Origin of the sequence: Lactiplantibacillus xiangfangensis, from assembly GCF_001438845.1 — a bacterium.
Classification (GTDB): domain Bacteria; phylum Bacillota; class Bacilli; order Lactobacillales; family Lactobacillaceae; genus Lactiplantibacillus; species Lactiplantibacillus xiangfangensis.
The window spans coordinates 1-21,857 of record NZ_JQCL01000053.1 but is presented as its reverse complement, the minus strand read 5'-3'; the positions used below and the strand labels follow the sequence as shown (position 1 = coordinate 21,857).

The following is a 21,857-nucleotide window of genomic DNA, read 5'->3' as shown; positions in this document are numbered from 1 at the left end:
AGTGGGGCTGATGGATTTCGAACTTGATGACGGCTGGGATATTTATCCAATTTATGGGAATACGAACAAAGCTTTCATGGGCAAAAAAGATCACCAACGATTGTTCCTAAAACGAAATGCTTCGCCGTTTTTAGCGGCGCTGTCGATGGAAGAAATTACCCCGCGATTAATCTGGACGAAACGTATCTCGAGTGGTGACACGTTAACGGCTCAAGAGTGGTTGAATGGTCAAACTTTAACAAAGCAACAAATGCGTTTGCCTAAAGTGGCGCATTTATTGGCACGTGTGCACAATTCCAAGTTGCTTCATCGGATGTTAACTAAGGTCGGTGGCCAGGTCGTTTCACCCCATGATTTTATTCGTGAGTATTTACAAGACCTACCTGACGATTTGCGTCAGCACCCGCTAATGACCAACGTTTTAAATGAGTTACGGGGGACGTTACCAACGTTACCCGTCGCTGATTATCGGGTTTGTCACGGTGATTTAAATCATAAGAACTGGCTATTGTCTGACCACCGGCAATTGTACTTGGTGGATTGGGATTCGGCGCGGTTTGCGGACCCGGCCTCAGACATTAGTATGCTCCTTTGTGAGTACATCCCGTTACCCGACTGGCAGAAGTGGTTTGAAGAATACGGTGAAACCATGACGGCCGATTTACGGACCCGGGTCGTGTGGTACGCAAAAATTAATTTATTACTGAATATTAAAGATAATTATTATCGTAACCAGTATCACCAAATGAATCATGAGATTATTTTCTTAGAAGAACTTTCTCAGTACGAAGTTTAACAGGCTTGAACCGAGCGCCGCGGGTTCCAATCGGAATTCGCGGTTATTTTATGGCAATAATTAAGGAGTTATTTAACGTATGCGTGTAAGAAATAAACCATGGGCACCCAAATTAATCGCTGCCCATCCGGAGTTCATTACGGAAGATCCAGCCCAGCTCAAAGGTCAGTGGCAAAGTCGGTTTGAAAAAGAACAACCTTTACAAATTGAAGTCGGGAGTGGTAAGGGTCAATTTATTATTAACATGGCCAAACGCCATCCCGAAATTAATTACGTGGCGATCGAAATTCAAACGTCGGTGATTGCGGTGATTTTAAAGAAATTGGTGGAAGAACCACTACCTAACTTGCAATTAGCGCACGCTGACGGTGAAGCCGTGACGGCGTTCTTTGAACCACACGAAGTCGATCGGGTCTACTTAAACTTTTCTGATCCGTGGCCTAAAGCGCGGCACGAAAAGCGTCGTTTGACGTATAAGACGTTCTTACAGTCTTACCAAGAGGTTTTAAAGCCAAAAGGGCAAATCGAATTTAAGACCGATAATCGCGGCCTGTTCGAATTTTCACTGACTAGCATGAATAACTACGGCTTGCACTTTGAACAGGTCTGGTTGGACTTACACGCGGTTGTGACACCCGAAGAGAACGTCGAAACAGAATATGAACAAAAATTCAGCGCTAAGGGTCCGATTTACAAAATTATCGCGACTTTTCCAACTGAAAAGTAAGCCTTCAAAACACCCTGTTCAGAAATTTCAATTTAATTTCTGAACAGGGTGTTTTCTTTTGGTTTAGATTCTGATCATGGCTGAAACTTTGGACGTGCTATAATCTTTTTAAGAAAATCAGGCAAAAAGGCGGTGGTCAGCGTGTTTACGGCTAAATTTGAATTATCGAGGTACGATGAAAAATGCCTTATTGATAACAATCTCACGCGACTAGTTTACACAACTGGTAAGTTTGAGGGTTTATCAACGACGCTGGCACAAACCGATGCAATTATTCATCGGTTTGAGGTGCGGGATGTCTCGACGGAAGACAAGGCGACGGTGTTAAACCTGAAGCGTGGGTATCAGTTCTTGATGGATAATCAGACTAGCGACGTTACGATTGCTGATATTTTAAAAATTAATCAGATCGTTAAGGGTGGACAAGCGAACTCGGGAAAGCTTCGTACCGTCGAGGTTCAAGTCCCGTTAACGAATGCTGTTTGGGTGCCACCAATACCAAGCGAACAGACAATTCAGCGTGTTCAGAAAATCCTGAACGCTGACAAGTCAGCGATTGACCGCGCGTTAGACCTAAACTTGGTATTGTCACGTTGGCAATTATTTGAAGATGGGAACAAGCGAACGGCCTTGATTACTGCTAACTTGGTGCTTGTTCAAGCGGGGGCTGGGATTTTAATGATTCCTGAAGGCAAAATGCACTGGTACGGGTCTCAACTAGCAAAGTTTTATCGAACTAACAATATGGTGGGACTCAAGCAATGGTTGTATGATAATTGCCTGTTTGGCATGTAGCTGTTTAAACAAACGATGAGTATGGTAAGCTTTGAGTGAGTCTCATAGTTTGGAGGAAAATTAATTATGACAGAACAGTTACCACGGCAAATTAAGGCTGTCTGGCGCTACTCTGCTTGGATTAGCGGTGCAATTGGCCTACTCATTAGTGCGGGGTTATGGGTGGCTTCCGTGTATTGGCACTGGTGGTTGTGGTTATGGATCGCCGCCATCATTTTAAGCGTTTTAGACGTGATCGTTGAGTTAGCTCTGATTCCTTATCGGTACGCTTTTTGGCGGTACCGGATTACAGACAATGCCGTCTATTTAAAAAATGGCGTCATTTTCCAACATGAAATTGCCGTGCCAATCAGTCGAATTCAAAACGTGACGTTGGCAGCCGGTCCCTTATTACAGTCGGTGACCGTGGAAACGGCGGCGTCCGGGTATAAAATTGACGGGGTTACGAGTGACGTTGCGGACCAGTTACGGGACCGAATCATGGTTTTAGCTCAGGGGGCGCGGGATGAAGCCTAAGCGGTTAGCCTGGCCCGCTTGTCTACAGTTGCTGTGGCAAACGGGTCAAAACATCATATTAGTGGTCATCGTGGCTTTTCTGTTGTTGAGCAAGCTACACTTGTCAGACAAAGCGATGCAATTCAGCCTCATTGGCCTAGTGATTCTGGTAGTTGTGCTGTTGCTGCTAGCTGTAGTGCGTTATTGGCGTTTCAAGTACGTGGTCGCGTCCGATGGTGTCACGATTCAGCAGGGAATCTTTGTCCGCCAAGTCACGCACATTCCGTACGCTAAGATTCAGACCATTCAGCGTAAACAGTGGTTCTACTTGCAGCCGTTTCACTTAGAAAGTTTGACGATTGAAACGGCTGGCAAGACGGACAAAAAGGGTGAGGGCCAATTATTGGCAGTACCGCAATCCGTTGGTGCCCTAATTGAACATTACCGGCATGGTGAACCCATAGACGCTGGCTTAGCTGAAACTAATGTTGTTGATCAGCCGGGTGAAGCTTTGGGTTACCAGATTAATGCACGGGATTTAAATGCATATGCAATCAGTTCACTTGGCATCGTACCCGTAATTTTAGTTCTCGGTTGGGTATACGATAAGGGCCACAAATTATTGCCACAACGGGATCTAAGTGCGGTGGAACATCAATTAGTAGCGATGCGGGGCACGATTCTGATTGGGCTCGTTGTCGTTATTTTGTTACTCGGAATTCTGGTTTCGTATTTAAACGTGCTCCAACGGTATTACCGCTTTATGTTAAGACGTGAGGATCGGCTATTAACGATGACGCGTGGCTATTTTCAACGCAACGAAGTCAACGTACACGTTGATCGAATTCAGGCCGTCCGCTTTAAGCAAAGCGTGCTCCGCCAATGGTTACATCTCAGTACAGTCCAAGCGCTGACGGCGGGTCAGGCGGGCGAGGATGAGGACGATGATACCTTAGTAATCCTGCCAGTTGTCAAAACGGCGGCAGCGTACGGGGTGTTGGCACCATTCATCGACTGGTTGCCAACGCATGTACCAAAACTAACACACGTTGCCGTTAAACAACGGTGGCATTTTAGCCGTAATAGCGGGTTGTTGTGGCTAGCAGCCTTAGCTTTAATAACTGGCCTTATTCAGTGGTGGGTGCCTCAGTTCACGACGGGATTCCTGTTGAGTTGGCCGGTGTGGTTGATCATTGCGCTTGCTCAGGGGCGGTATGCGAGTCGCAATACGGCAGTCGCCGTCATGACCCCAGAATTATTAGTGTTGCAAACGGGTTCGGTATTTACCCGTGAACAGGTAGTTGTGCCGCGGGTGAAAATTCAGTCAGTAGAAAGTGCCCAAACAGTTTGGATGAAAAAGGCCCATTTGGCACATTTATCGGTTCAATTGCGCTCCGGTAATCACGGTAAAGCGATTGAAGTACGCTATTTGGACGCTGAAGTAGTCAAGCGAATTCAAACGTGGTATTTACCATCAGAAAATTAAGCGGAATAAAAATGGACTTTTGAAATCACATGGGTGGTTGCTGAAATGCGTGTGCTAACTGTATAGGAAAAGGATTTAATTGGAAAAATTGAAGAATAGTATACAAATCCAAGAATCATCGTTTATATGAAGTATATTTGATGGTTAAAATATCGTTAAGTTAATTAATAATCGTAAAAACAGATTTTATTAGTTTATTCATAATTATTTTAGATTTCAAATAGTTTTGTCCGGCAAAGCACATCGTCGTGTGGTTAACCCTTTCGATTCGTATTTATTTATTAATAGCTTAAGGCTAAGTGGAAATAGTCTTGAAACCGTTCTGTTTCAAAACATAACTAATGATGCTAACATTCGACGTGAGAAGCCAGCACTAAAGCGCTAACCTCTTTATAAAGCAATAACATTTCTACTGGGAGATGGGAAAATGAATGAGGAACGCACATTTTTTCTAGTAGCAAAAAAGATATTGTTCGGAATTCAGGGGGACTTAAACGATAAGAAGATTCACACGGTAAATCGGATTGGTAGTAATGCCTTTTTATTACTACTCACCTACATGCTGATTAGCAACGTACTCATATTGGTAATTGAACCCTCAAAAGGGGCTGAGACTTCAGTATCGTTTAGTCTGATAAATCTTTTCTTCTCGTTAGTTATAATATTGGGTTATGTCACAGACGCAATATCAAAATCCTATATTAATACGGATGAAATTGAATCACTTAGCTTTCCACAAAATATAATACGATTGAGAAAAGGGGCTGTCAGAGTAGCAGCTTACATGACTATCTATCTGATTGGTAGTCAGCTTTTTTTAAATCATTATTTTGACCATATCACCTATAAAACGGGAATAAAGTCACTTTCCATTTACGTTTCCTCACTAGTTCTGGGAACAATTGGTGGCCTCGTAATTTACTTTTATTGGAGAATTAAAATTTCAAAAAAGTAACAAGTTATACCCTCTGAGTTATCAAAAAAGTCGATTCCGTGTTGGAAGCGACTTTTTTGATGTAGAGTTTATTATTAAGCCAACGTATTTAAAGGGAACACTAATCGAGAGTGACCCATCTTAAATGCATAATTTTAGAATAATCGGAATTAACTAGTATAGTGCGTAAGTGAATATATAGACACGATATTTTTTCTTCAGTTTTAAACACTGTGAATTCTATAATGACACATAAACAATATTTACTTCATTACATCTGGATATGAAGTAACATTGCAATCAGACTAGATAAATACATCACCAGAATGGAGGTTCAAATGAATAAACAGCAAATTAACCCAAAACGGTTGTCATCGAAAAGTGATAGTGACGTACATCAAGCGTTACCTGAATAAATCCAATAGAAATGTTACTAAGTTTTTATCAACGGCGTATAAGATCGGGATGCAAAACCAGGTTAGACAGCTGCTAGAGGTACTACTATGACAAACAAGGGTAAAGCTTAGGTTGGATTTGTATCATACTAGATACCCAAGTGTTCATATAAAATTCGGTTGTTGATGATAACATGCGATTGGGGGAGTGATTTAACCCAAAGAGCGGCCTCAAATCGCGTCCAATGCAATTAGCGACAACTTCTGAGTATTCAATTTGGATTACTAACAACCAGGAGTGGCAATTTCAGGCTCCTTAATCTTTAGATGATTTCGTCAGGGAGTATTAGTCAATCGGCCGGTCGTTTTGGCGATCGTAATTTTGCCAATCTTTTGTGAGAAAGGTGTAGCACTGTTCCAAATTATCGCGGTGCGTCCGACAGTAGATGATTTTAAAAATTTCGTGGAGTTCATGATTGAAGTGGTAACAACAGTAGGCAACAATCAAACTTGCTAGCGCAAATTCCCAGAAGGGGGCGCCACGGCTTAGTAAAAAGGCGACTGAGGCGATTAAAACGATGATGCTTGCGACGGCATTTTCGAATTTGTTACGCTTAAGGGCGTGTTCAATATCAGTTGCGGTCGCTAGGGCAGCCTGATCGACGTTCTTAACAGCCCACTTTCCGGTCTTAAATGAGGATAAGACTACAAAGGCGTGAAACGGAATGACGTATTTTCGTCCGTAGGCAACCAGCCAGATAATAAAGACCACAGCTAGTTCAGTTAGTGGTAGGACAAACATTGGAAAAACTTCTTTCTATAACTATTTTTATCAATAAATTTAGTGTAGCACAGCATGAAAAATGGGTCCTTGAAAACCAGTGCGTGGTTTCAAGGACCCATTTGTTAATTTTTTAAATTAAAGACGGTAAATATCTAAGATACTTCCCGTGTTGGCGTCGGCTAAAAATTCGTATTGAACGAGTTGACCGTCTTCGTAGCGGGTAATACCGCCATAGTAGACGTCGGTGCGTAGGGCGAATTTTTGCAACGGGGACTTTTTCATTTCAATCCAGGAGCCCTCAATCGGAGCTTCTTTTAGGAAGGCCCGTTTGACCTGATTTAAAATCTGGTTGGGGGTTGGTCGGCGCAACCGTTTTAGTAGGCCGCCAATGGAAAAGCCTCCGGCGATACCAGCCATTCCAACTGCCAATAAGCCGCTATATTGTAATTGTTTATTCATGTTGCGTACTCCTTTCGACCAACTTTGGTGGGATTTTTTTGTTCAGATTTAGTATACCAATGATTGACGATAAAACAAAGAAAAGTCATAATTAATCAGTAAGATTTAGTAAAAATACGCTATAATTAAATCTGAACGCTAAAATGAATATAAAGGGGTTTCCTATGTTAATTACAAGTTATAATCCAACTGAATTAGGCGATACTTTAATCGCTGTTTTACGACCAGATACGGCGAGTCAAAAAGTTGAAACGCACGCAACCGTCACCCGGATTAGTGACGAAAAAACGGATCAAACCCTTGGCTACAATTTCTTTAACGTTTCTGAAACGTTAGGCCAGCTTGATGTTAATGGTCAGGTCCATTTAACAGCGGACCAAGTCGACCAATTAAATAATTTATTAAAAACGAATGATTTTGACCCTGAATTGGAACAAGATACTGACCCTAAATTTGTTGTCGGGTACGTTGCATCCGCCGAAGCCCATCCTAAGTCCGACCACTTGCAAGTGACTAAGACTGAGGTTGGAGCGGATAAACCACTTCAAATCGTCAGCGGTTCACCTAACATGCAAGCTGATATCTTAGTCGTTGTGGCTAAGGTTGGGGCGATGATGCCTGATGGGCTAATTATTTGGCCTGGTGAACTACGTGGGGTTGAAAGTGATGGGATGATTGTGTCCGGCCGTGAACTACAATTGCCGAATGCGCCACAACATCCCGGTGCCTTAATTTTACCAGCTGATTACCAGCCAGTCGGGGCGGCGTTTGATTTCAAACGTGCCCAGACGTTATTTACCGACTAATTATGTCTACGAAATAGGATGATTGAAAATGAACCATTATGATGGCCCGGCTTTTTTCCGGAAATATCGATTAAAAACACCACAAGTGAATCATTCGGCAGCGGCCAGTCAATCAACTCCTGCCGCGTCGACCGCAAGTTCGCAGTCGTCACGGGTGACGTCTCAAGCGGACCGGCCAACGCCACGAGCAGCACGACCGGTACAACCAGTGCGTTCAAAAGCGCCGGCGCGTCCAAAAGAAGCTAGTGAACCGACAAGTAACGCACCGTTTAATGGTGGGACGCACGGGTCGTTTCACCCGTCACATATTCCAGCACAATTGACGAATGCGATGACGAACGGTGGGATCATTCGGCAAAAGGATGACCAAAATTATCTTGAAATTGAAGCGAGCCTGCATAAAGCGACGGACTCGTTTATGTTGTTTGCGGATGAGGCCAGTGAGCACTTACCAGAAGTTGACTTACAGCGTCCGTTGCCTAAACCGACCGTTGACGAAACGGCTCAACCGACAAGTAATGCGCCGACCGAAGTCTTTGAACCGCACGCAAGCGGTTTTAGTGACCGACCAACTGAAACTTTTGAACCAACGACGCCGGCTAGTCAAGTGGCCGCGCAACCGACCAGTGGGCCAACGGTGGTCTTTAAACCAACGCAAGCGTTGTCGACAGCCGCAGCACCAGTTGGGTCAACAGCGCAAAGCAGTGTAACTTCAGCGCAGTCTGTTGTTACGGAAGCAGCTAGTGAAGCTGCTGTTCCGGCAATTGCCAGTGCGGCGTTACCGACGGTGGTCTTTGAACCCGCTTCGGCTGTTCAAAGTGCGCGTCATGAGGTAGCTAGTCAGACCGCTCAGTCTGCGGCCCCAACGGAAGTCTTTGAACCGACAACCCCAGTAATGGCGACGATGCCGGCTGGGCCAACGGTGGTCTTTGAACCAACGCACCCGATCAGCGCAGCTGCTACGGTGGCTAGTGCGGTCGCGGTTGAAGCTAAATCTGAGGCCCGGCCTAGTCGTGGCTTAGGGTTGTCATTAGACGCCATCATGAGCGCTGAACACGATGCACAGTCTGATCTAGCCTTATTTAAAGATCAAGAGCGGCCGACTTCTGAAGTACGTTCGGATGAGGATCAGGCGCAATCGCATTCTGAAACCGCAACGACGTTGTCTGAAGCGACTCCAGTTCAGTCTTCGGTGGCAGCTGATGATGACGATGAACCTTACCAACCAGTCGGGATGCGACCAGCACCTGCAGCAGGTGACGAAACACCACAGGAACCGGTTGAAGTTATTAAACAGACAAGCGCAGCGCCAGCTTCAGCTAGTGAACCAACACCTGAATCGGCCGTACACACGGGTGATTCTGCGGCGCCAGTCTTGGGTGCCAAGGAATTAGCGGCGTACCATTTTCCGCCGCTCGACTTGTTAAAGGCGCCGGTCATTTTGGATGAATCCGAAATGGATGACTGGATCGAACAGAAGGCGACCGCCTTAGAAGAAACGCTAAGTGCGTTTAAAGTTAACGCTAACGTGGTCGACTGGACAGTTGGTCCAACGATTACCCAGTTCCAAGTCAAATTGGCACGGGGCATCAAGGTCAGCAAGATTACCAACCTCGAAGATGACATTAAGATGGCACTGGAAGCGAAACAGCTTCGCATTGAAGCGCCAATTCCAGGTCGGAATACGGTCGGAATTGAAATTCCTAATAAGAAGTCACGGCCAGTTATGCTCTCAGAAGTGTTAAATTCTAAACCGTTCAAAGAAAGCAAGTCGCCGTTAACGGTAGCGTTAGGGGTTGACTTGTTCGGGCAACCACAAGTCACGGACTTGCGTAAAATGCCGCACGGCTTAATTGCCGGTTCAACGGGTTCTGGTAAGTCTGTCTTCATTAATAGTATTTTAGTTTCATTGTTATACCGCGCTAATCCACAACAGGTCAAATTATTATTGATTGACCCGAAAGCCGTTGAGTTAGCACCGTATAACGAGATTCCACACTTGTTAGCACCAGTGATCTCTGATCCTAAGGCGGCTTCAGCGGCCTTGAAGTGGGTCGTCGATGAGATGGACAACCGTTACGATCGTCTGGCTGCTGGCGGGGCACGGAATATTGAACAATTTAACCATTTGGCGGAAGAGCACCATGAGCCGGGCTTGAAGATGCCTTACATCGTCATCGTGATCGATGAATTAGCCGACTTGATGATGGTTGCTTCCAGTGAATTCCAAGATTACATTGCGCGCATCACGGCGAAAGCCCGGGCTGCGGGGATTCATTTGCTAGTTGCCACGCAACGGCCGAGTGTCGACGTGGTTACGGGTGTGATCAAGAACAATATTCCGACCCGGATCGCGTTTATGACTTCAAGTCAGGTGGACTCACGAACCGTCCTCGATACGAGTGGGGCGGAGCAATTGTTGGGTCGTGGTGATATGCTGTACTTAGGCAACGGTCAAAGTAATCCAATGCGCTTGCAGGGGACCTTTGTGGACCGTGAAATTGATGCCATTACCCAATTTGTTCGTGACCAAGCCGCACCGCACTACGAGTTTCAACCGGATAATTTGTTGAAGCACGAAGAAGCCGCTAAAAATGAAGATGACCTGATGCCAGAGGTTTTGGCCTACATTGCTGATGAAGACACGATGTCGACGTCCAAATTGCAGCGAAACTTTTCGATTGGGTATAACCGCGCGGCCAATATTATTGACGACCTAGAAGCACGGGGCTACGTTTCCGCCGCCAAGGGTTCCAAACCGCGCGATATTTATTTCACTGCGGATGATTTAACTAAGATACAAGCCAACTCATAATTTAAATAAAGACCGATTCACCGCTTAATTGATGAATTGCGAACACGGGAGATTAAGATAATAATGGATAAAGCAACGGTTTATTATTTTGTTGGAATCAAGGGCTCTGGGATGAGTTCCCTCGCCTTAATTTTGCATGATAAGGGCTTCCAAGTGGAAGGTTCCGATATTGAACAATACACGTTTACGCAAAAGGGGTTAGCCGCCGCTGGCATTAAAATGTTGCCATTTTCTGCTGACAACATTCATGAAGGCTTAACGGTGATTGCTGGTAATTCCTTTACCGACGAACATCCTGAAATTAAAAAGGCGCGTGCGATGGGGCTTCCCGTTTACCGTTACCATGAATTCTTAGGTAAATTGATGGAAGGTTACACGAGTATTGGGGTAGCGGGAACTCACGGTAAGACGTCAACGACCGGATTGCTCTCCCATGTCTTGAGCCACATTGCCCCAACCAGTTACTTAATTGGTGATGGGACCGGGAAGGGGACACCAGATGCCCGCTTCTTCGTCTTTGAAGCTGACGAATACCGTCGTCATTTTGTGGCTTACCATCCCGACTACGCCATCATGACTAACGTGGACTTTGATCACCCAGATTATTACAAGGACTTAGCCGACGTTCAATCTGCATTTGAACAGTTCGGTAGCCAAGTTAAAAAGGGAATCTTTGCTTGGGGTGACGACGAAAGTCTCCGCAAGTTAGACGTTAAAACGCCAATTTACTATTACGGCACTAGCGACCGTGATGATTTCCAGGCGGTCAACATTAAACGGACCACGAAAGGCTCTTCCTTTGAAGTGAAGTACCATGACGAATCCCTTGGCGAATTCGAAATTCCATTGTTTGGTGAACATAACGTGCTGAACAGTACGGCTGTCATTGCGGTATCTTACTTCGAAAAGGTCAACTTGGATGAAATTCGGCGTGAACTACTGAACTTTAGTGGGGTCAAACGCCGTTTCTCTGAACACCAAGTTGGTGGCGGAATGATGCTGATCGACGACTATGCGCACCATCCATCTGAAATCAAAGCAACCTTGGATGCTGCTCGTCAAAAGTATCCAGACAAGGAAATTTTGGCAGTTTTCCAACCTCACACTTATTCACGGACGAAGGCTTTAATGGATGGTTTTGCGACGAGTTTAAGCAAGGCGGATCACGTGTTCTTAACGAACATCTTTAGTTCAGCGCGTGAAGAATCTGGCGACGTTTCGTCGAAGGACTTAGCAGCCAAGTTACCTAATGGCGGTGAAATCATCACGATGGACGACATGCACGCCTTGGAAGCTTACCACGATGCCGTGGTCGTCTTTATGGGTGCCGGCGATATTCAAAAATACGAAAAACGTTACGAAGAAGAAATGAAATAGGCTTTAATAACTAGGGCAATTGGTGCCCGTTCGTTATAACGCGCAAAAAATCCTTTAGGAGTCTGACTTCTAAGGGATTTTTTAGTGTCTTATGTATCTCGTCCGGTCGGCGCTGATAACATGTGGTCGTGGGACCGGGGCTAGCCTGGAAGTGGTCTAGCTCCTCGCCCGGGACACTCTTTAAATGACAGCTGTCCCGGACCGTCCGTGGTGTAAGACCGAAAAACCATCGGCCAACACCACCTTCACGACCGATGTTATCGCGCCGACCTCTGATTATTCGACAAAATAACAATAGTAAAACTAATTTTAGCGAAGGCGGGCAGCCTCGGTGTGCTGTGTCGGCAAGATTGGCGGGCGAATTTTACGTCAATCTTGCGGGACGATTCAAAGACGTGGGGTATCGTCTTTGAATCGAGGTTCCAGACCGTCCTGTGGCTGGGACCGTTCCCCTTAGCACACCGAGGTTGGCCGCCGAAGCGGTTGTTACGGTCGCTGGTGGTAATTTGAGAAGTGCTGAATATAAGAAAATCTTATATATTTATCTAGTACAAACTGTTTTACCTTCCCTGACTAATCTGATACACTAGATGACAAGAAAGTTGAGGTGTCTGATTGAGATGGCTAGAAAAGTGCATTTGATTGATAAACTAGCGTGAGGAGGTCACTGACGCTAGGCGTTGGTGGCATCTGAAGACTCAATGAGAGCTTTAACTCGGAATTAATAATCTAATTAAATTTTAGGTGGAAGAGGGATAATCGATGAACAACTTTCAAAATGATCCGCAACCGCGTACGATTAACACCCAGATTGGGCTACGCAGTTTCTTATCCAAGATGTACGGTTTCATGGCGTTAGCCGTATTAGTTTCCGCTATTACGGCTTACCTGTCGATGACAGTGTTCGCTGAAGCTATCAACAGTGCGTTTGCGGCCCATCCATTCTGGTTCTTGATGATTTTCATTGTCAGCATGTTTGTGATGATCGGTGGGATTCAGAAAAATGCGACACGCAATCCTGCGATGAGCTTTACGTTACTAATGGTCTTCGCGGTGGTATTTGGTGTTGAAATGTCCGTCACGTTGCAGTTGTATACTGGCGCAACGATTGGCGGGGCCTTTGTCGCCGCAACGGCCGTTTTTGGAACCATGGCCGTGATTGGTAATACGACGAAGCGTGACATCTCAAAATTAGGGACGCATTTATTTGCCGCTTTGATTGGGTTAATCGTCGCTTCAATCGTTAACTTGTTCTTGCAAAGCGAAATGATCAGCTACATCTTCTCATATATCGGTGTCTTAATTTTCGCCGGGTTATCCATGTGGGATAGCAACAACATGCGGAAAATGTACTTGCAATACGGTGACCAGGTTTCTTCAACTGGGTTAGCTGTTACTGGTGCTTTACAATTGTACTTGGACTTCGTTAACTTGTTCTTGTACTTCATTCAAATCTTTGCCGGCTCAAGCCGCGACTAATAATTAAAATAACTTTTAGGATTGTAACCAACTGGCTACAATCCTTTTTTAATGGCAAACACTCGTTCAATTTTCTAAGTGCCGAATGCCCGTTTTACCCAATAGTTTGGTACAATTAAAGGTGTACTATGGCTAGTTGTCACTAGCTTTGGCAAAGTAATTGAGGTCGTTTTGGCACTAGCGAACCAGAACAAAACGAATAATCGAATCTATCAAAACGGGGAGCAAACTAATATGGCAAAAAAATTATTATTGATCGATGGTAACAGCGTGGCGTTCCGGGCGTTCTTTGCGTTACATAACCAACTTGAACGCTTTACTAACGCGGATGGGTTACATACCAATGCCATCTACGGGTTTAACACCATGCTGGACCACATGATCAAGGCCGTTGAGCCGACTGATATGCTCGTCGCCTTTGACGCTGGTAAAACAACGTTTCGGACTAAAATGTTCGATAATTACAAGGGCGGTCGTGCGAAGACCCCGGGTGAATTTTCTGAACAAATGCCATACATTAAGCAGCTTCTAGATGCGTATGGCATTCAACATTATGAATTAAAAAATTTTGAAGCTGATGATATTATTGGGACCCTGTCTAAACAGGCGGATGACGCCGGTTATACGACGACGGTCGTTACGGGTGACCGTGATTTGACGCAGTTAACGACGGACCACACGACCATTGCCGTGACCGTTAAAGGGGTTTCTGAAGTAGAGCGTTATACGCCCGAACACGTCCAAGAAAAGTTAGGGATCACGCCAGCACAAATCATTGATATGAAAGGATTGACGGGTGATACATCGGATAATTATCCGGGGGTCACTAAAGTCGGTGAAAAAACGGCCCTGAAACTGTTAAAGGAATACGGGTCAATTGAAGGCGTCTACGAAAACGTCGACGCGATGAAGAAGAGCAAGATGAAGGACCACTTGATTGAAGACCACGACTTGGCGACGCGCGCTAAGGTGTTAGCGACGATCAAGCGTGATGCGCCGATTACAGTTGGCTTAGCCGACCTTGCCTACGATGGGCCAGACATCGACCAATTGGCGGAATTTTACAGTGCAATGGATTTCCAGTCCTTCTTGAAGAAATTACACGTTCAATCAGACGAGCCAGAAAAGCCGATTGATTTCACCACGTTAACGTCCGCTAACCTAGGTGAACTGGCGCAATTAGGTGACCAAATCGACTTCTACTTAGAGATGCCGACGCCTAATTACCACACGTCCGCGTTTGCCGGGTTTGCGATTGGGGCGAACGGTAAATGGTACGTTAGCCGTGACGTTGAATTGCTGATGAAGCCGGAAGTGAGCGGCCTGTTAAGCAGCACGACGGTTAAAAAAGACGTCTTCGACATGAAGCGCACGATGGTTGGGTTACACCGACTAGGAATCGAATTAAAGACGGTCGATTTTGACCTGTTGTTGGTCTCTTATTTGCTGGACACTAACGATAACAGCAATGACTTAGGTAATTTGGCTGAACAACACGGCTACACTGATTTACCAAGTGATGAAGTGGTCTATGGTAAAGGAGTTAAACGAGCAATCCCGGAAGATGATCAAGTCTTCTTCAGCCATCTAGCCCGGAAATTAGCCGCCATCGCTGCCTTGAAACCAGAATTATTGAAGAAGTTAACGGCTAACGAACAAGCCCCACTTTATGATGACATTGAAAAGCCAATGGCCATTGTCTTAGCACAAATGGAAATGGCTGGCATCACCGTTGATAGTGGGACGTTAAAGGCGATGGGGAGCCAGTTCAAGGAACGGCTGAGTGAAATTGAACAAACCATTTACCAAGAAGCTGGCGAAGAATTTAATATTAATTCACCAAAGCAATTGGGTCACATTTTATTTGAAGAAATGAAATTACCCGTCATTAAGAAAACTAAGACGGGATATTCAACGGCGGTCGACGTGTTAGAGAAGCTAGCACCCGAAGCGCCAATTGTGGCCAACATTTTGGAATACCGGCAGATTTCAAAAATCAACTCGACTTACGTTGAAGGGTTGCTAGAGGCCATTCATTCGTCGGATCAAAAAGTCCACACGCGTTATTTACAGACGTTGACGCAAACGGGCCGGTTGTCTTCCGTAGACCCGAACTTGCAAAATATTCCCGTTCGGCTGGAAGAAGGTCGTAAGATTCGCCAAGCATTTGTCCCTAGTCACGCGGGTTGGCAAATTTTCTCGTCTGACTATTCACAGATTGAATTGCGGGTGCTCGCACACATTACGGGTGACGAGAATATGCAGGAAGCCTTTAAGGAGGGCGACGACATTCACGCGGCAACGGCGATGCGGATCTTTAATATAAGTTCACCAGAAAAAGTGACGCCAAACATTCGGCGGCAAGCGAAGGCCGTGAACTTCGGAATTGTGTACGGCATTAGTGATTACGGGCTGTCACAAAATATTGGCATTACCCGTAAACAAGCGAAGCAGTTTATTGACTCGTATTTCCGCGAATATCCGGGCGTTAAAGCGTACATGGATCAGGTCGTTAAGACCGCCCATGACCAAGGGTACGTTGAAACGATTGCCCATCGGCGGCGTTACTTGCCAGACATTAACTCTAAGAGCTTCAATCAACGGTCGTTCGCTGAACGGACGGCGATGAACACGCCAATTCAAGGGAGTGCAGCGGATATCATCAAGATTGCGATGATCAAGATGCAAGACCGGTTAAAGGCGGAAGGGCTTAAAGCCACGATGTTATTGCAAGTCCATGATGAATTGATCTTTGAAGCACCGAACGAAGAAATTCCCGTGCTAGAAAAATTAGTGCCAAGTGTGATGGATTCAGCTGTGAAGCTGGATGTGCCGTTGAAAGTGGAAAGTCACTTTGGCGATACGTGGTACGACGCAAAGTAGGGGGAATCAGAATGCCTGAATTACCAGAAGTTGAAACGGTCCGGCGGGGACTTAACCGCCTCGTGAAGGGGGCCACGATTGCCAGTATTGATGTTTTTTGGCCGAAAATCATTAATAATGATGTTGAAAGCTTCAAGCAACGTTTAAAACAACAAACTATTGAAAAAGTCGATCGGCGTGGCAAGTATTTGCTCTTTCGTTTCAGCAACGGCCTGACCATGGTGTCGCACCTTCGAATGGAAGGTAAGTATAACGTCGCGCCGCGTGGTCAAGAACAGACGAAACACACCCACGTTGTTTTTCACTTAACCGATGATCGGGATTTACTGTATAACGATACCCGGAAGTTTGGGCGGATGACGCTGGTGCCGACGGGCGAAGAAAATACGGTAGGTGGCCTTAAAAAAATGGGGCCCGAGCCGGTCGCTGATCAGCTGACCGTGGCGTATATGACGACTATTTTCAGTAAATCAAAAAAGATGATCAAGCCATTACTCCTTGATCAGAGTAAGATCGCTGGAATTGGTAATATCTATGCGGACGAAACGTTATGGATGAGCAAGATTCACCCGATGCGTCCAGCTAATTCTTTAACAGAAGAAGAGATTGCTAGTTTACGTCAGAGTATTATTGATGAGATGGCGATGGCCATTAAGGGTCACGGCACCACCGTGCACTCATTTTCGACGGCGTTTGGTGAAGCTGGTCAGTTCCAAAACCAATTACACGTTTACGGCCGGGAAGGTGAACCGTGTGAACGCTGTGGGACGCTGATTGAAAAAATCAAAGTTGCTCAGCGGGGGACTCATTTCTGTCCGCACGAACAACGCTTGTAGGTGATTGCCATGACACAAATTATTGGACTCACTGGTGGCATTGCGACTGGTAAATCAACGGTTTCTAAGATGTTAGCGGAGGCGGGATTGCCCATCGTGGATGCTGATAAGATCGCTTGGCAGGTCGAAGGGCCCGGTCAGCCGACCACGGCTAAGATTGCGGCGCACTTTGGCCCCCAAGTGTTATTAGCGGATGGTCGGTTGAATCGGCCGTGGTTGGGCAAAAAAGTCTTTTCCGACCCCCAAGCGTTGGCCGAACTAACGGCAATCACGAGTCTGCCCATTCAATACGCGATGCTAAAAGCGACGGTTGCGGCTGGTAAAACGCGGCCAAGCGCGGTTATCCTGGACGTCCCGTTATTATTTGAAAGTGGTTGGCAAAACGTTTGTGACCAGGTCATGGTCGTTACGGCCCCAGCGGACGTCGTGTTACAGCGGTTGATGGCACGTAATCACCTCAGTAAAAGGGATGCACAGGCGCGAATTGCGAGTCAATTGCCGTTGGCTAAGAAGGTCGCCATGGCGGATGTCGTGATCGATAACGGAGAAAACGTTGATAAAACAAGAACTACCGTGTTAAAATGGCTGAAAACTATAAATTATTAAAGAATGTTTATGACTACTAGCAAAATGAGGTGAGAAGTCTATGCAATGTCCACACTGCCATCATAATGGTTCCCGCGTGGTTGACAGCCGACCGACCGATGACGGTCGCGTGATTCGCCGTCGCCGTGAATGTGAAAATTGTGGGTTCCGGTTTACAACCTTTGAACGGGTCGAAGCGACACCATTATTGGTTATTAAGAAGAATGGTGCGCGGGAAGAATTTAACCGCGAAAAGATTTTACGCGGAATCATTCGGTCCGCCGAAAAACGGCCTGTTAGCATGGAAACCATGACTAGCATTGTCGATGACGTTGAAAATAAAGTTCGCGCACTAGGTGAAAATGAAATTTCAAGTCAAGTGATTGGCGAGTACGTGATGGAAAAATTAGCGGATATCGATGAAATTTCATACATTCGTTTTGCAAGCGTGTATCGACAATTCAAAGATATGCATGTTTTCTTAAACGAACTTCAAGATATGATGGAGCGCGATAAAGTCAAGTTGGCCAAACAGCCTAAGAATAGTCGTGCGCCGAAAACGAAAAAAGATTAAAAGATAAAGAATGGTGCAGGCAATGCAAACGAATAACGAACCGCAGTTAACACCTAAAACGGGATTGGTGGTACCGTCCGTACCCGCATTGAGTGCGGCTGACCAAGCCGTCTTGGCGGAATTGTACTTGCCGTTAATTGGACCGTTGGCGTACAGCCTGTATGCGGCGTTACGCTCCCTTCAAAGTTCCGAAAATGAACTCAGTAACCGGCGGAGTCACGCCGAACTGCTAGGGGTACTGGGTGCTGATCTACCGAGTGTGTTAAGTGCCCGCAAAAAGTTAGAAGCAACCGGTTTATTGCGCAGCTACTATCAAGAAGACGAACTGGGTGCGGTCTACGTCTACCGCTTACAAGTTCCGATGACTGCCTTGCATTTCTTTGCCGATGACTTACTAAGTATCTTGTTGTTAGATACGGTCGGCGAGCTACGCTATCAGCAGTTAGCGTCAGATTTTACGCCGGCCAGTGTTGACCTTTCAAAGGCGCAAAACGTGACCGCTGATTTGTTGGATGTCTTCCACATTGACCGGCGAAAAGTGACAAACGATGCACCGCTATCGGTTCAAAAAGCCCGGGCACAGTTGGCGGCGCAAGAACCTGCGGAGCCAACGAATCCCGTCATTGGAGACGATGACTTCGATTGGCAATTGTTAGGGCAAGTGCTCAAGCAAAACTACGTCGACTTGAAGCAGGTTGCTGGATCACGCCAGCTGATTATTACGGAAAGCCGGGTCTATGGCATTAGCGAAATCGAAATGGCTAAGTTGATTAGTGAAGTGGCTAGTTTGACGACTGGTCAGTTTGATGAAAGTCAACTGAAGTTATTGATTGCACGGCGCTATGAACGTCCAAGTGCACCCGCAGTGGCGGAAACGGCCGCACCAGCGACACCGGCAAAGGCGAGTGCTACGGTTAAGGGACAGTTGACGGCTGCGGAACAGCAGTTAGTGAGCTACGCTAAGAGTACGACTCCGTACGACTTTTTGGCCGACTTAAAACAAGAAAAACACGGCTTTGTCACATCTGGTGAAAACCGGTTGGTTCATGACTTAGTCAACCGGGGCGTTTTGCCAAGCGCAGTGATCAATATGCTTGTTTTCTACCTGTTACAAAACCGGGAGTTGGCGGCACTGAATCGAAACTTATTAGAAACGGTTGCAAATGACTGGCAGCAGCATACTTTAACGACGCCCGAAGCCGCGTTGGCTTACATTAAGACGCGGCAACAACCGAAGAAACGGCCCGCACGTCGTCAGAACAACGGCCGGCCAGTGCGTAAAGAAATTGTGCCGAAATGGGCGCAAGAACAGACCAAGGGTAAGCAGGCGGCGCCGAAATCTAAGTCAGCGGCTAATCAGTTGACTGAAGCACAGCGGAAGCAGCTTGCCGAACGGGTCGCAAAATTAGATGCTAATTCCAAAAAGGAGGACTAAAAAATGGAGAATGTCTCAGATACATTAAAAATGTTGATGAATCGCCGTAATTTGAATCATCGTTATGAAGCCTTGATGGACGCGGTCTACCAAGACGTGGATGTTCGTCGCTTTTTAGCCGCTCACCAAAAGGAATTATCCAAGGATGCGCTCGAACGCTCCTCGGCTAAGCTCTATGAATTTTGTGAAGAAAAGCGAAAATTGGCACAGCATGAACCTACCCAGGCACCGGGGTATCAACCCGAACTTGTTATGAGTAATCATTTGATTGATATTGCCTATCAACCAACGCCGCAACTGCAAGAAGAGCAGGCGGCCCGTGAATTGCAACACCGAGTTCGCTCGATCAGTATGCCGAAAAATATCCAGAACGCGACGATTCAGTCTTATGATCAGGATGGAAATCGTGCTGCAGCACTAATGTCTGCCATGGACTTCATTGACGCGTACACCCAAGCGCCCAAGCGGTTTCACCGTGGGCTGTACTTGTACGGGTCGTTCGGGGTTGGTAAGACCTACTTGTTAGGCGCGATGGCGAACGCTTTAGCGACGAATGGGTTTCAAACGACCCTGATTCATTTTCCAAGTTTCGCTGTAGAAATGAAGCGTTCCATCAGTAACAATACTTCCGCGGATAAAGTGGACGCGATTAAGCGCGCACCGATTTTGATGATTGATGATATTGGCGCGGATGCGTCGTCGACGTGGATTCGTGACGACGTCCTCGGCGTGATTTTGGAATACCGGATGCAAGAGGAACTGCCGACGTGTTTCTCATCGAACTTCTCGATGCAGGAACTCCAAGATGGTTACCTGACGATTTCGCAAAAGGGTGACGAAGAACCCGTTAAGGCCCAACGCATCATGCAACGGGTCCGCTACTTAGCAACTGAAATTGAAATGGTCGGTCAAAACCGCCGTCTTAATCCAGAACAATAAAACAAATAATTGCAGTTTTCGGGCTTCAGTCTGGAAATTGCAATTTTTTTGTGGAATACCTTTAATGTGCCCAACAAAATGAAATATTAATGAAAATAATTCGTTTATTTCATAAAACTATTTCAAAAAATATATTGTATGGTAAACTAAAAAACGTCTTGTGGGGGACATGATAGAGCGGAGGAGTGCAATATTCCTATGAAAAATCCAAATGATTATAATTATTCTGGATTGTGTAGGACAACACAAAAGGGGGGGTTTATGTTGAAAAAACATATGTCAAAATTATTGATAACTTTATTATTGATTTTTCCATTATTTGCAACTGTGGGATCTCAAGTTGCTTCTGCGGCTGATTTGACTCGTGTGCATTTCGAGTTTAGATGGAACAGCCCTTATGATGAATCATATAGGCAAGCAAAACAGACAAAATCTGGTTACGGTTTGAAGTCTAATACGGTAAATATTCCTTGGTATACTGCAACTGCTTGGGGGCATTCGTATAAAGCTGGTAGAACTGGAAATGTCGATGTTTCACATGGCCATCATTATAATGTTCATCGTAATCGGTCCTATAATATGTACAATCGTTTGGTAGAAGATTATGGTACTGGTAATGCAGCGTATATTTCTGCAACTTCTTATTCTAACGGTCATGCGTATGGATATTGGCACGCGGATCATTAGAAATATAAATTACATGTTTTACGATGAATAAAAGTCATTACACGAAGAATGTTTGAGTATCCGTAACTATTTTCAATGCCCACATTAGTGTTAAAACAGGCTAAAAAGTGGTAGTATCTATCACTTTTTAGCCTGTTTTTAGCTGTAAAATTGAAGCTTTTATAATATTGCCGTATTTGTATTTTTTGAATTTGGCTTAAGAAATGAGGAAGTTATGAATTTTATATTTAAAAGGATGGCAATTTCTAAATATTTTGGAGGTTTAATAATAGGTGTCGGGATAGTCATAGTTCATGTAATAGCCACTATGTTGCCGTTGCTGTCACAAATCGATGGTAATAACTATTGGTTTTCAACCTACAATAGATGGATTAGTTTTGACAGTAGTAACTGGACTATTATTTTCTTTTGGGTTCTACCAATTATTAGTGCTGTAGGGACAAATCAAATTATTCATGATGATATAAGTAGCGGATTTTTTTGGCAACAAGTCAGTAAACAGGGGTATCAAAAATAGCCTGATTTACAATTCAAGTGCACCACTTAAATAATTGGACCAAAAAGGCCATG

Annotated in this window: 20 protein-coding genes; 18 read left to right on the top strand and 2 right to left on the bottom strand. The window is 45.4% G+C overall.

The window, feature by feature from the left end:
- The first annotated feature begins 10 nt into the window (after window positions 1-10).
- The 6 genes from IV64_RS04435 to IV64_RS04410 all read left to right on the top strand — a co-directional run bounded on the left by IV64_RS04435 (window position 11) and on the right by IV64_RS04410 (window position 5,254).
- Window positions 11-796 carry a phosphotransferase family protein gene (locus IV64_RS04435; RefSeq protein WP_057705939.1) on the top strand — a complete coding sequence of 262 codons (786 nt, stop codon included), beginning with the start codon at window positions 11-13 and terminating at the stop codon, window positions 794-796.
- 79 nt (window positions 797-875) lie between these two features.
- On the top strand, window positions 876-1,523 hold the full coding sequence (trmB, locus tag IV64_RS04430) for a tRNA (guanosine(46)-N7)-methyltransferase TrmB (protein WP_057705938.1): 648 nt from the start codon (window positions 876-878) through the stop codon (window positions 1,521-1,523).
- Window positions 1,524-1,664: 141 nt separating this feature from the next.
- Window positions 1,665-2,318 carry a Fic family protein gene (locus tag IV64_RS04425; RefSeq protein WP_057705937.1) on the top strand — a complete coding sequence of 218 codons (654 nt, stop codon included), beginning with the start codon at window positions 1,665-1,667 and terminating at the stop codon, window positions 2,316-2,318.
- 66 nt (window positions 2,319-2,384) lie between these two features.
- On the top strand, window positions 2,385-2,834 hold the full coding sequence (locus tag IV64_RS04420) for a PH domain-containing protein (protein ID WP_057705936.1): 450 nt from the start codon (window positions 2,385-2,387) through the stop codon (window positions 2,832-2,834).
- Window positions 2,824-4,299, top strand: coding sequence for a PH domain-containing protein (locus IV64_RS04415; RefSeq protein ID WP_057705935.1), 1,476 nt, complete (start codon window positions 2,824-2,826; stop codon window positions 4,297-4,299). Before IV64_RS04420 ends, IV64_RS04415 begins: the two co-directional genes overlap by 11 nt.
- Window positions 4,300-4,726: 427 nt before the next feature.
- Window positions 4,727-5,254: a DUF3278 domain-containing protein gene (locus IV64_RS04410; RefSeq protein WP_057705934.1), complete on the top strand. Its 528-nt coding sequence runs from the start codon at window positions 4,727-4,729 to the stop codon at window positions 5,252-5,254.
- A 720-nt stretch (window positions 5,255-5,974) separates the two neighbouring features.
- Here the strand turns inward: IV64_RS04410 and IV64_RS04405 are convergent.
- Together IV64_RS04405 and IV64_RS04400 are read right to left on the bottom strand one after the other, a co-directional pair.
- Entirely contained in the window at window positions 5,975-6,430 is a 456-nt protein-coding gene (locus tag IV64_RS04405) for a hypothetical protein (RefSeq protein WP_057705933.1), read from the bottom strand.
- 117 nt (window positions 6,431-6,547) lie between these two features.
- Window positions 6,548-6,871, bottom strand: a complete 324-nt coding sequence (locus IV64_RS04400) for a PepSY domain-containing protein (protein WP_057705932.1) — start codon at window positions 6,869-6,871, stop codon at window positions 6,548-6,550.
- Window positions 6,872-7,035: 164 nt separating this feature from the next.
- On the opposite strand from IV64_RS04400, the gene ytpR reads away from it, so the two are divergent.
- The 12 genes from ytpR (at window position 7,036) to IV64_RS04340 (ending at window position 21,804) form a co-directional block, all read left to right on the top strand.
- Window positions 7,036-7,677, top strand: a complete 642-nt coding sequence (ytpR, locus tag IV64_RS04395) for a YtpR family tRNA-binding protein (RefSeq protein WP_057705931.1) — start codon at window positions 7,036-7,038, stop codon at window positions 7,675-7,677.
- 28 nt (window positions 7,678-7,705) lie between these two features.
- The gene (locus tag IV64_RS04390; RefSeq protein ID WP_057705930.1) at window positions 7,706-10,492 is read left to right on the top strand and encodes a DNA translocase FtsK; all 2,787 of its coding nucleotides are present in this window, start codon (window positions 7,706-7,708) and stop codon (window positions 10,490-10,492) included.
- Window positions 10,493-10,555: 63 nt separating this feature from the next.
- Window positions 10,556-11,869, top strand: a complete 1,314-nt coding sequence (gene murC, locus IV64_RS04385; protein ID WP_057705929.1) for a UDP-N-acetylmuramate--L-alanine ligase — start codon at window positions 10,556-10,558, stop codon at window positions 11,867-11,869.
- A gap of 762 nt (window positions 11,870-12,631) precedes the next feature.
- The gene (locus IV64_RS04380) at window positions 12,632-13,348 is read left to right on the top strand and encodes a Bax inhibitor-1/YccA family protein (RefSeq protein WP_057705928.1); all 717 of its coding nucleotides are present in this window, start codon (window positions 12,632-12,634) and stop codon (window positions 13,346-13,348) included.
- Window positions 13,349-13,582: 234 nt separating this feature from the next.
- Window positions 13,583-16,231, top strand: coding sequence for a DNA polymerase I (polA, locus tag IV64_RS04375; protein ID WP_057705958.1), 2,649 nt, complete (start codon window positions 13,583-13,585; stop codon window positions 16,229-16,231).
- Window positions 16,232-16,242: 11 nt separating this feature from the next.
- Entirely contained in the window at window positions 16,243-17,067 is an 825-nt protein-coding gene (gene mutM / locus IV64_RS04370; RefSeq protein ID WP_057705927.1) for a bifunctional DNA-formamidopyrimidine glycosylase/DNA-(apurinic or apyrimidinic site) lyase, read from the top strand.
- A gap of 9 nt (window positions 17,068-17,076) precedes the next feature.
- Window positions 17,077-17,673, top strand: coding sequence for a dephospho-CoA kinase (gene coaE, locus IV64_RS04365; protein ID WP_057705957.1), 597 nt, complete (start codon window positions 17,077-17,079; stop codon window positions 17,671-17,673).
- A gap of 40 nt (window positions 17,674-17,713) precedes the next feature.
- Window positions 17,714-18,226: a transcriptional regulator NrdR gene (gene nrdR / locus IV64_RS04360; RefSeq protein WP_057705926.1), complete on the top strand. Its 513-nt coding sequence runs from the start codon at window positions 17,714-17,716 to the stop codon at window positions 18,224-18,226.
- 10 nt (window positions 18,227-18,236) lie between these two features.
- The gene (locus IV64_RS04355) at window positions 18,237-19,661 is read left to right on the top strand and encodes a replication initiation and membrane attachment family protein (RefSeq protein WP_057705925.1); all 1,425 of its coding nucleotides are present in this window, start codon (window positions 18,237-18,239) and stop codon (window positions 19,659-19,661) included.
- 3 nt (window positions 19,662-19,664) lie between these two features.
- On the top strand, window positions 19,665-20,600 hold the full coding sequence (gene dnaI / locus IV64_RS04350) for a primosomal protein DnaI (RefSeq protein ID WP_057705924.1): 936 nt from the start codon (window positions 19,665-19,667) through the stop codon (window positions 20,598-20,600).
- 198 nt (window positions 20,601-20,798) lie between these two features.
- Window positions 20,799-21,287, top strand: coding sequence for a hypothetical protein (locus IV64_RS04345; protein ID WP_057705923.1), 489 nt, complete (start codon window positions 20,799-20,801; stop codon window positions 21,285-21,287).
- 214 nt (window positions 21,288-21,501) lie between these two features.
- On the top strand, window positions 21,502-21,804 hold the full coding sequence (locus IV64_RS04340; RefSeq protein ID WP_057705922.1) for a hypothetical protein: 303 nt from the start codon (window positions 21,502-21,504) through the stop codon (window positions 21,802-21,804).
- Window positions 21,805-21,857 lie beyond the last annotated feature (53 nt).

Excerpts from the sequence above, each read along its gene's own strand:
- IV64_RS04435 (WP_057705939.1), top strand. The coding sequence starts at position 11 with ATGGATTTCGAACTTGATGACGGCTGGGATATTTATCCAATTTATGGG.
- trmB (WP_057705938.1), top strand. The coding sequence starts at position 876 with ATGCGTGTAAGAAATAAACCATGGGCACCCAAATTAATCGCTGCCCAT.
- IV64_RS04420 (WP_057705936.1), top strand. The coding sequence starts at position 2,385 with ATGACAGAACAGTTACCACGGCAAATTAAGGCTGTCTGGCGCTACTCT.
- IV64_RS04415 (WP_057705935.1), top strand. The coding sequence starts at position 2,824 with ATGAAGCCTAAGCGGTTAGCCTGGCCCGCTTGTCTACAGTTGCTGTGG.
- IV64_RS04410 (WP_057705934.1), top strand. The coding sequence starts at position 4,727 with ATGAATGAGGAACGCACATTTTTTCTAGTAGCAAAAAAGATATTGTTC.
- IV64_RS04405 (WP_057705933.1), bottom strand. The coding sequence starts at position 6,430 with ATGTTTGTCCTACCACTAACTGAACTAGCTGTGGTCTTTATTATCTGG.
- IV64_RS04400 (WP_057705932.1), bottom strand. The coding sequence starts at position 6,871 with ATGAATAAACAATTACAATATAGCGGCTTATTGGCAGTTGGAATGGCT.
- ytpR (WP_057705931.1), top strand. The coding sequence starts at position 7,036 with ATGTTAATTACAAGTTATAATCCAACTGAATTAGGCGATACTTTAATC.
- IV64_RS04390 (WP_057705930.1), top strand. The coding sequence starts at position 7,706 with ATGAACCATTATGATGGCCCGGCTTTTTTCCGGAAATATCGATTAAAA.
- murC (WP_057705929.1), top strand. The coding sequence starts at position 10,556 with ATGGATAAAGCAACGGTTTATTATTTTGTTGGAATCAAGGGCTCTGGG.
- IV64_RS04380 (WP_057705928.1), top strand. The coding sequence starts at position 12,632 with ATGAACAACTTTCAAAATGATCCGCAACCGCGTACGATTAACACCCAG.
- polA (WP_057705958.1), top strand. The coding sequence starts at position 13,583 with ATGGCAAAAAAATTATTATTGATCGATGGTAACAGCGTGGCGTTCCGG.
- mutM (WP_057705927.1), top strand. The coding sequence starts at position 16,243 with ATGCCTGAATTACCAGAAGTTGAAACGGTCCGGCGGGGACTTAACCGC.
- coaE (WP_057705957.1), top strand. The coding sequence starts at position 17,077 with ATGACACAAATTATTGGACTCACTGGTGGCATTGCGACTGGTAAATCA.
- nrdR (WP_057705926.1), top strand. The coding sequence starts at position 17,714 with ATGCAATGTCCACACTGCCATCATAATGGTTCCCGCGTGGTTGACAGC.
- IV64_RS04355 (WP_057705925.1), top strand. The coding sequence starts at position 18,237 with ATGGTGCAGGCAATGCAAACGAATAACGAACCGCAGTTAACACCTAAA.
- dnaI (WP_057705924.1), top strand. The coding sequence starts at position 19,665 with ATGGAGAATGTCTCAGATACATTAAAAATGTTGATGAATCGCCGTAAT.
- IV64_RS04345 (WP_057705923.1), top strand. The coding sequence starts at position 20,799 with ATGAAAAATCCAAATGATTATAATTATTCTGGATTGTGTAGGACAACA.
- IV64_RS04340 (WP_057705922.1), top strand. The coding sequence starts at position 21,502 with ATGAATTTTATATTTAAAAGGATGGCAATTTCTAAATATTTTGGAGGT.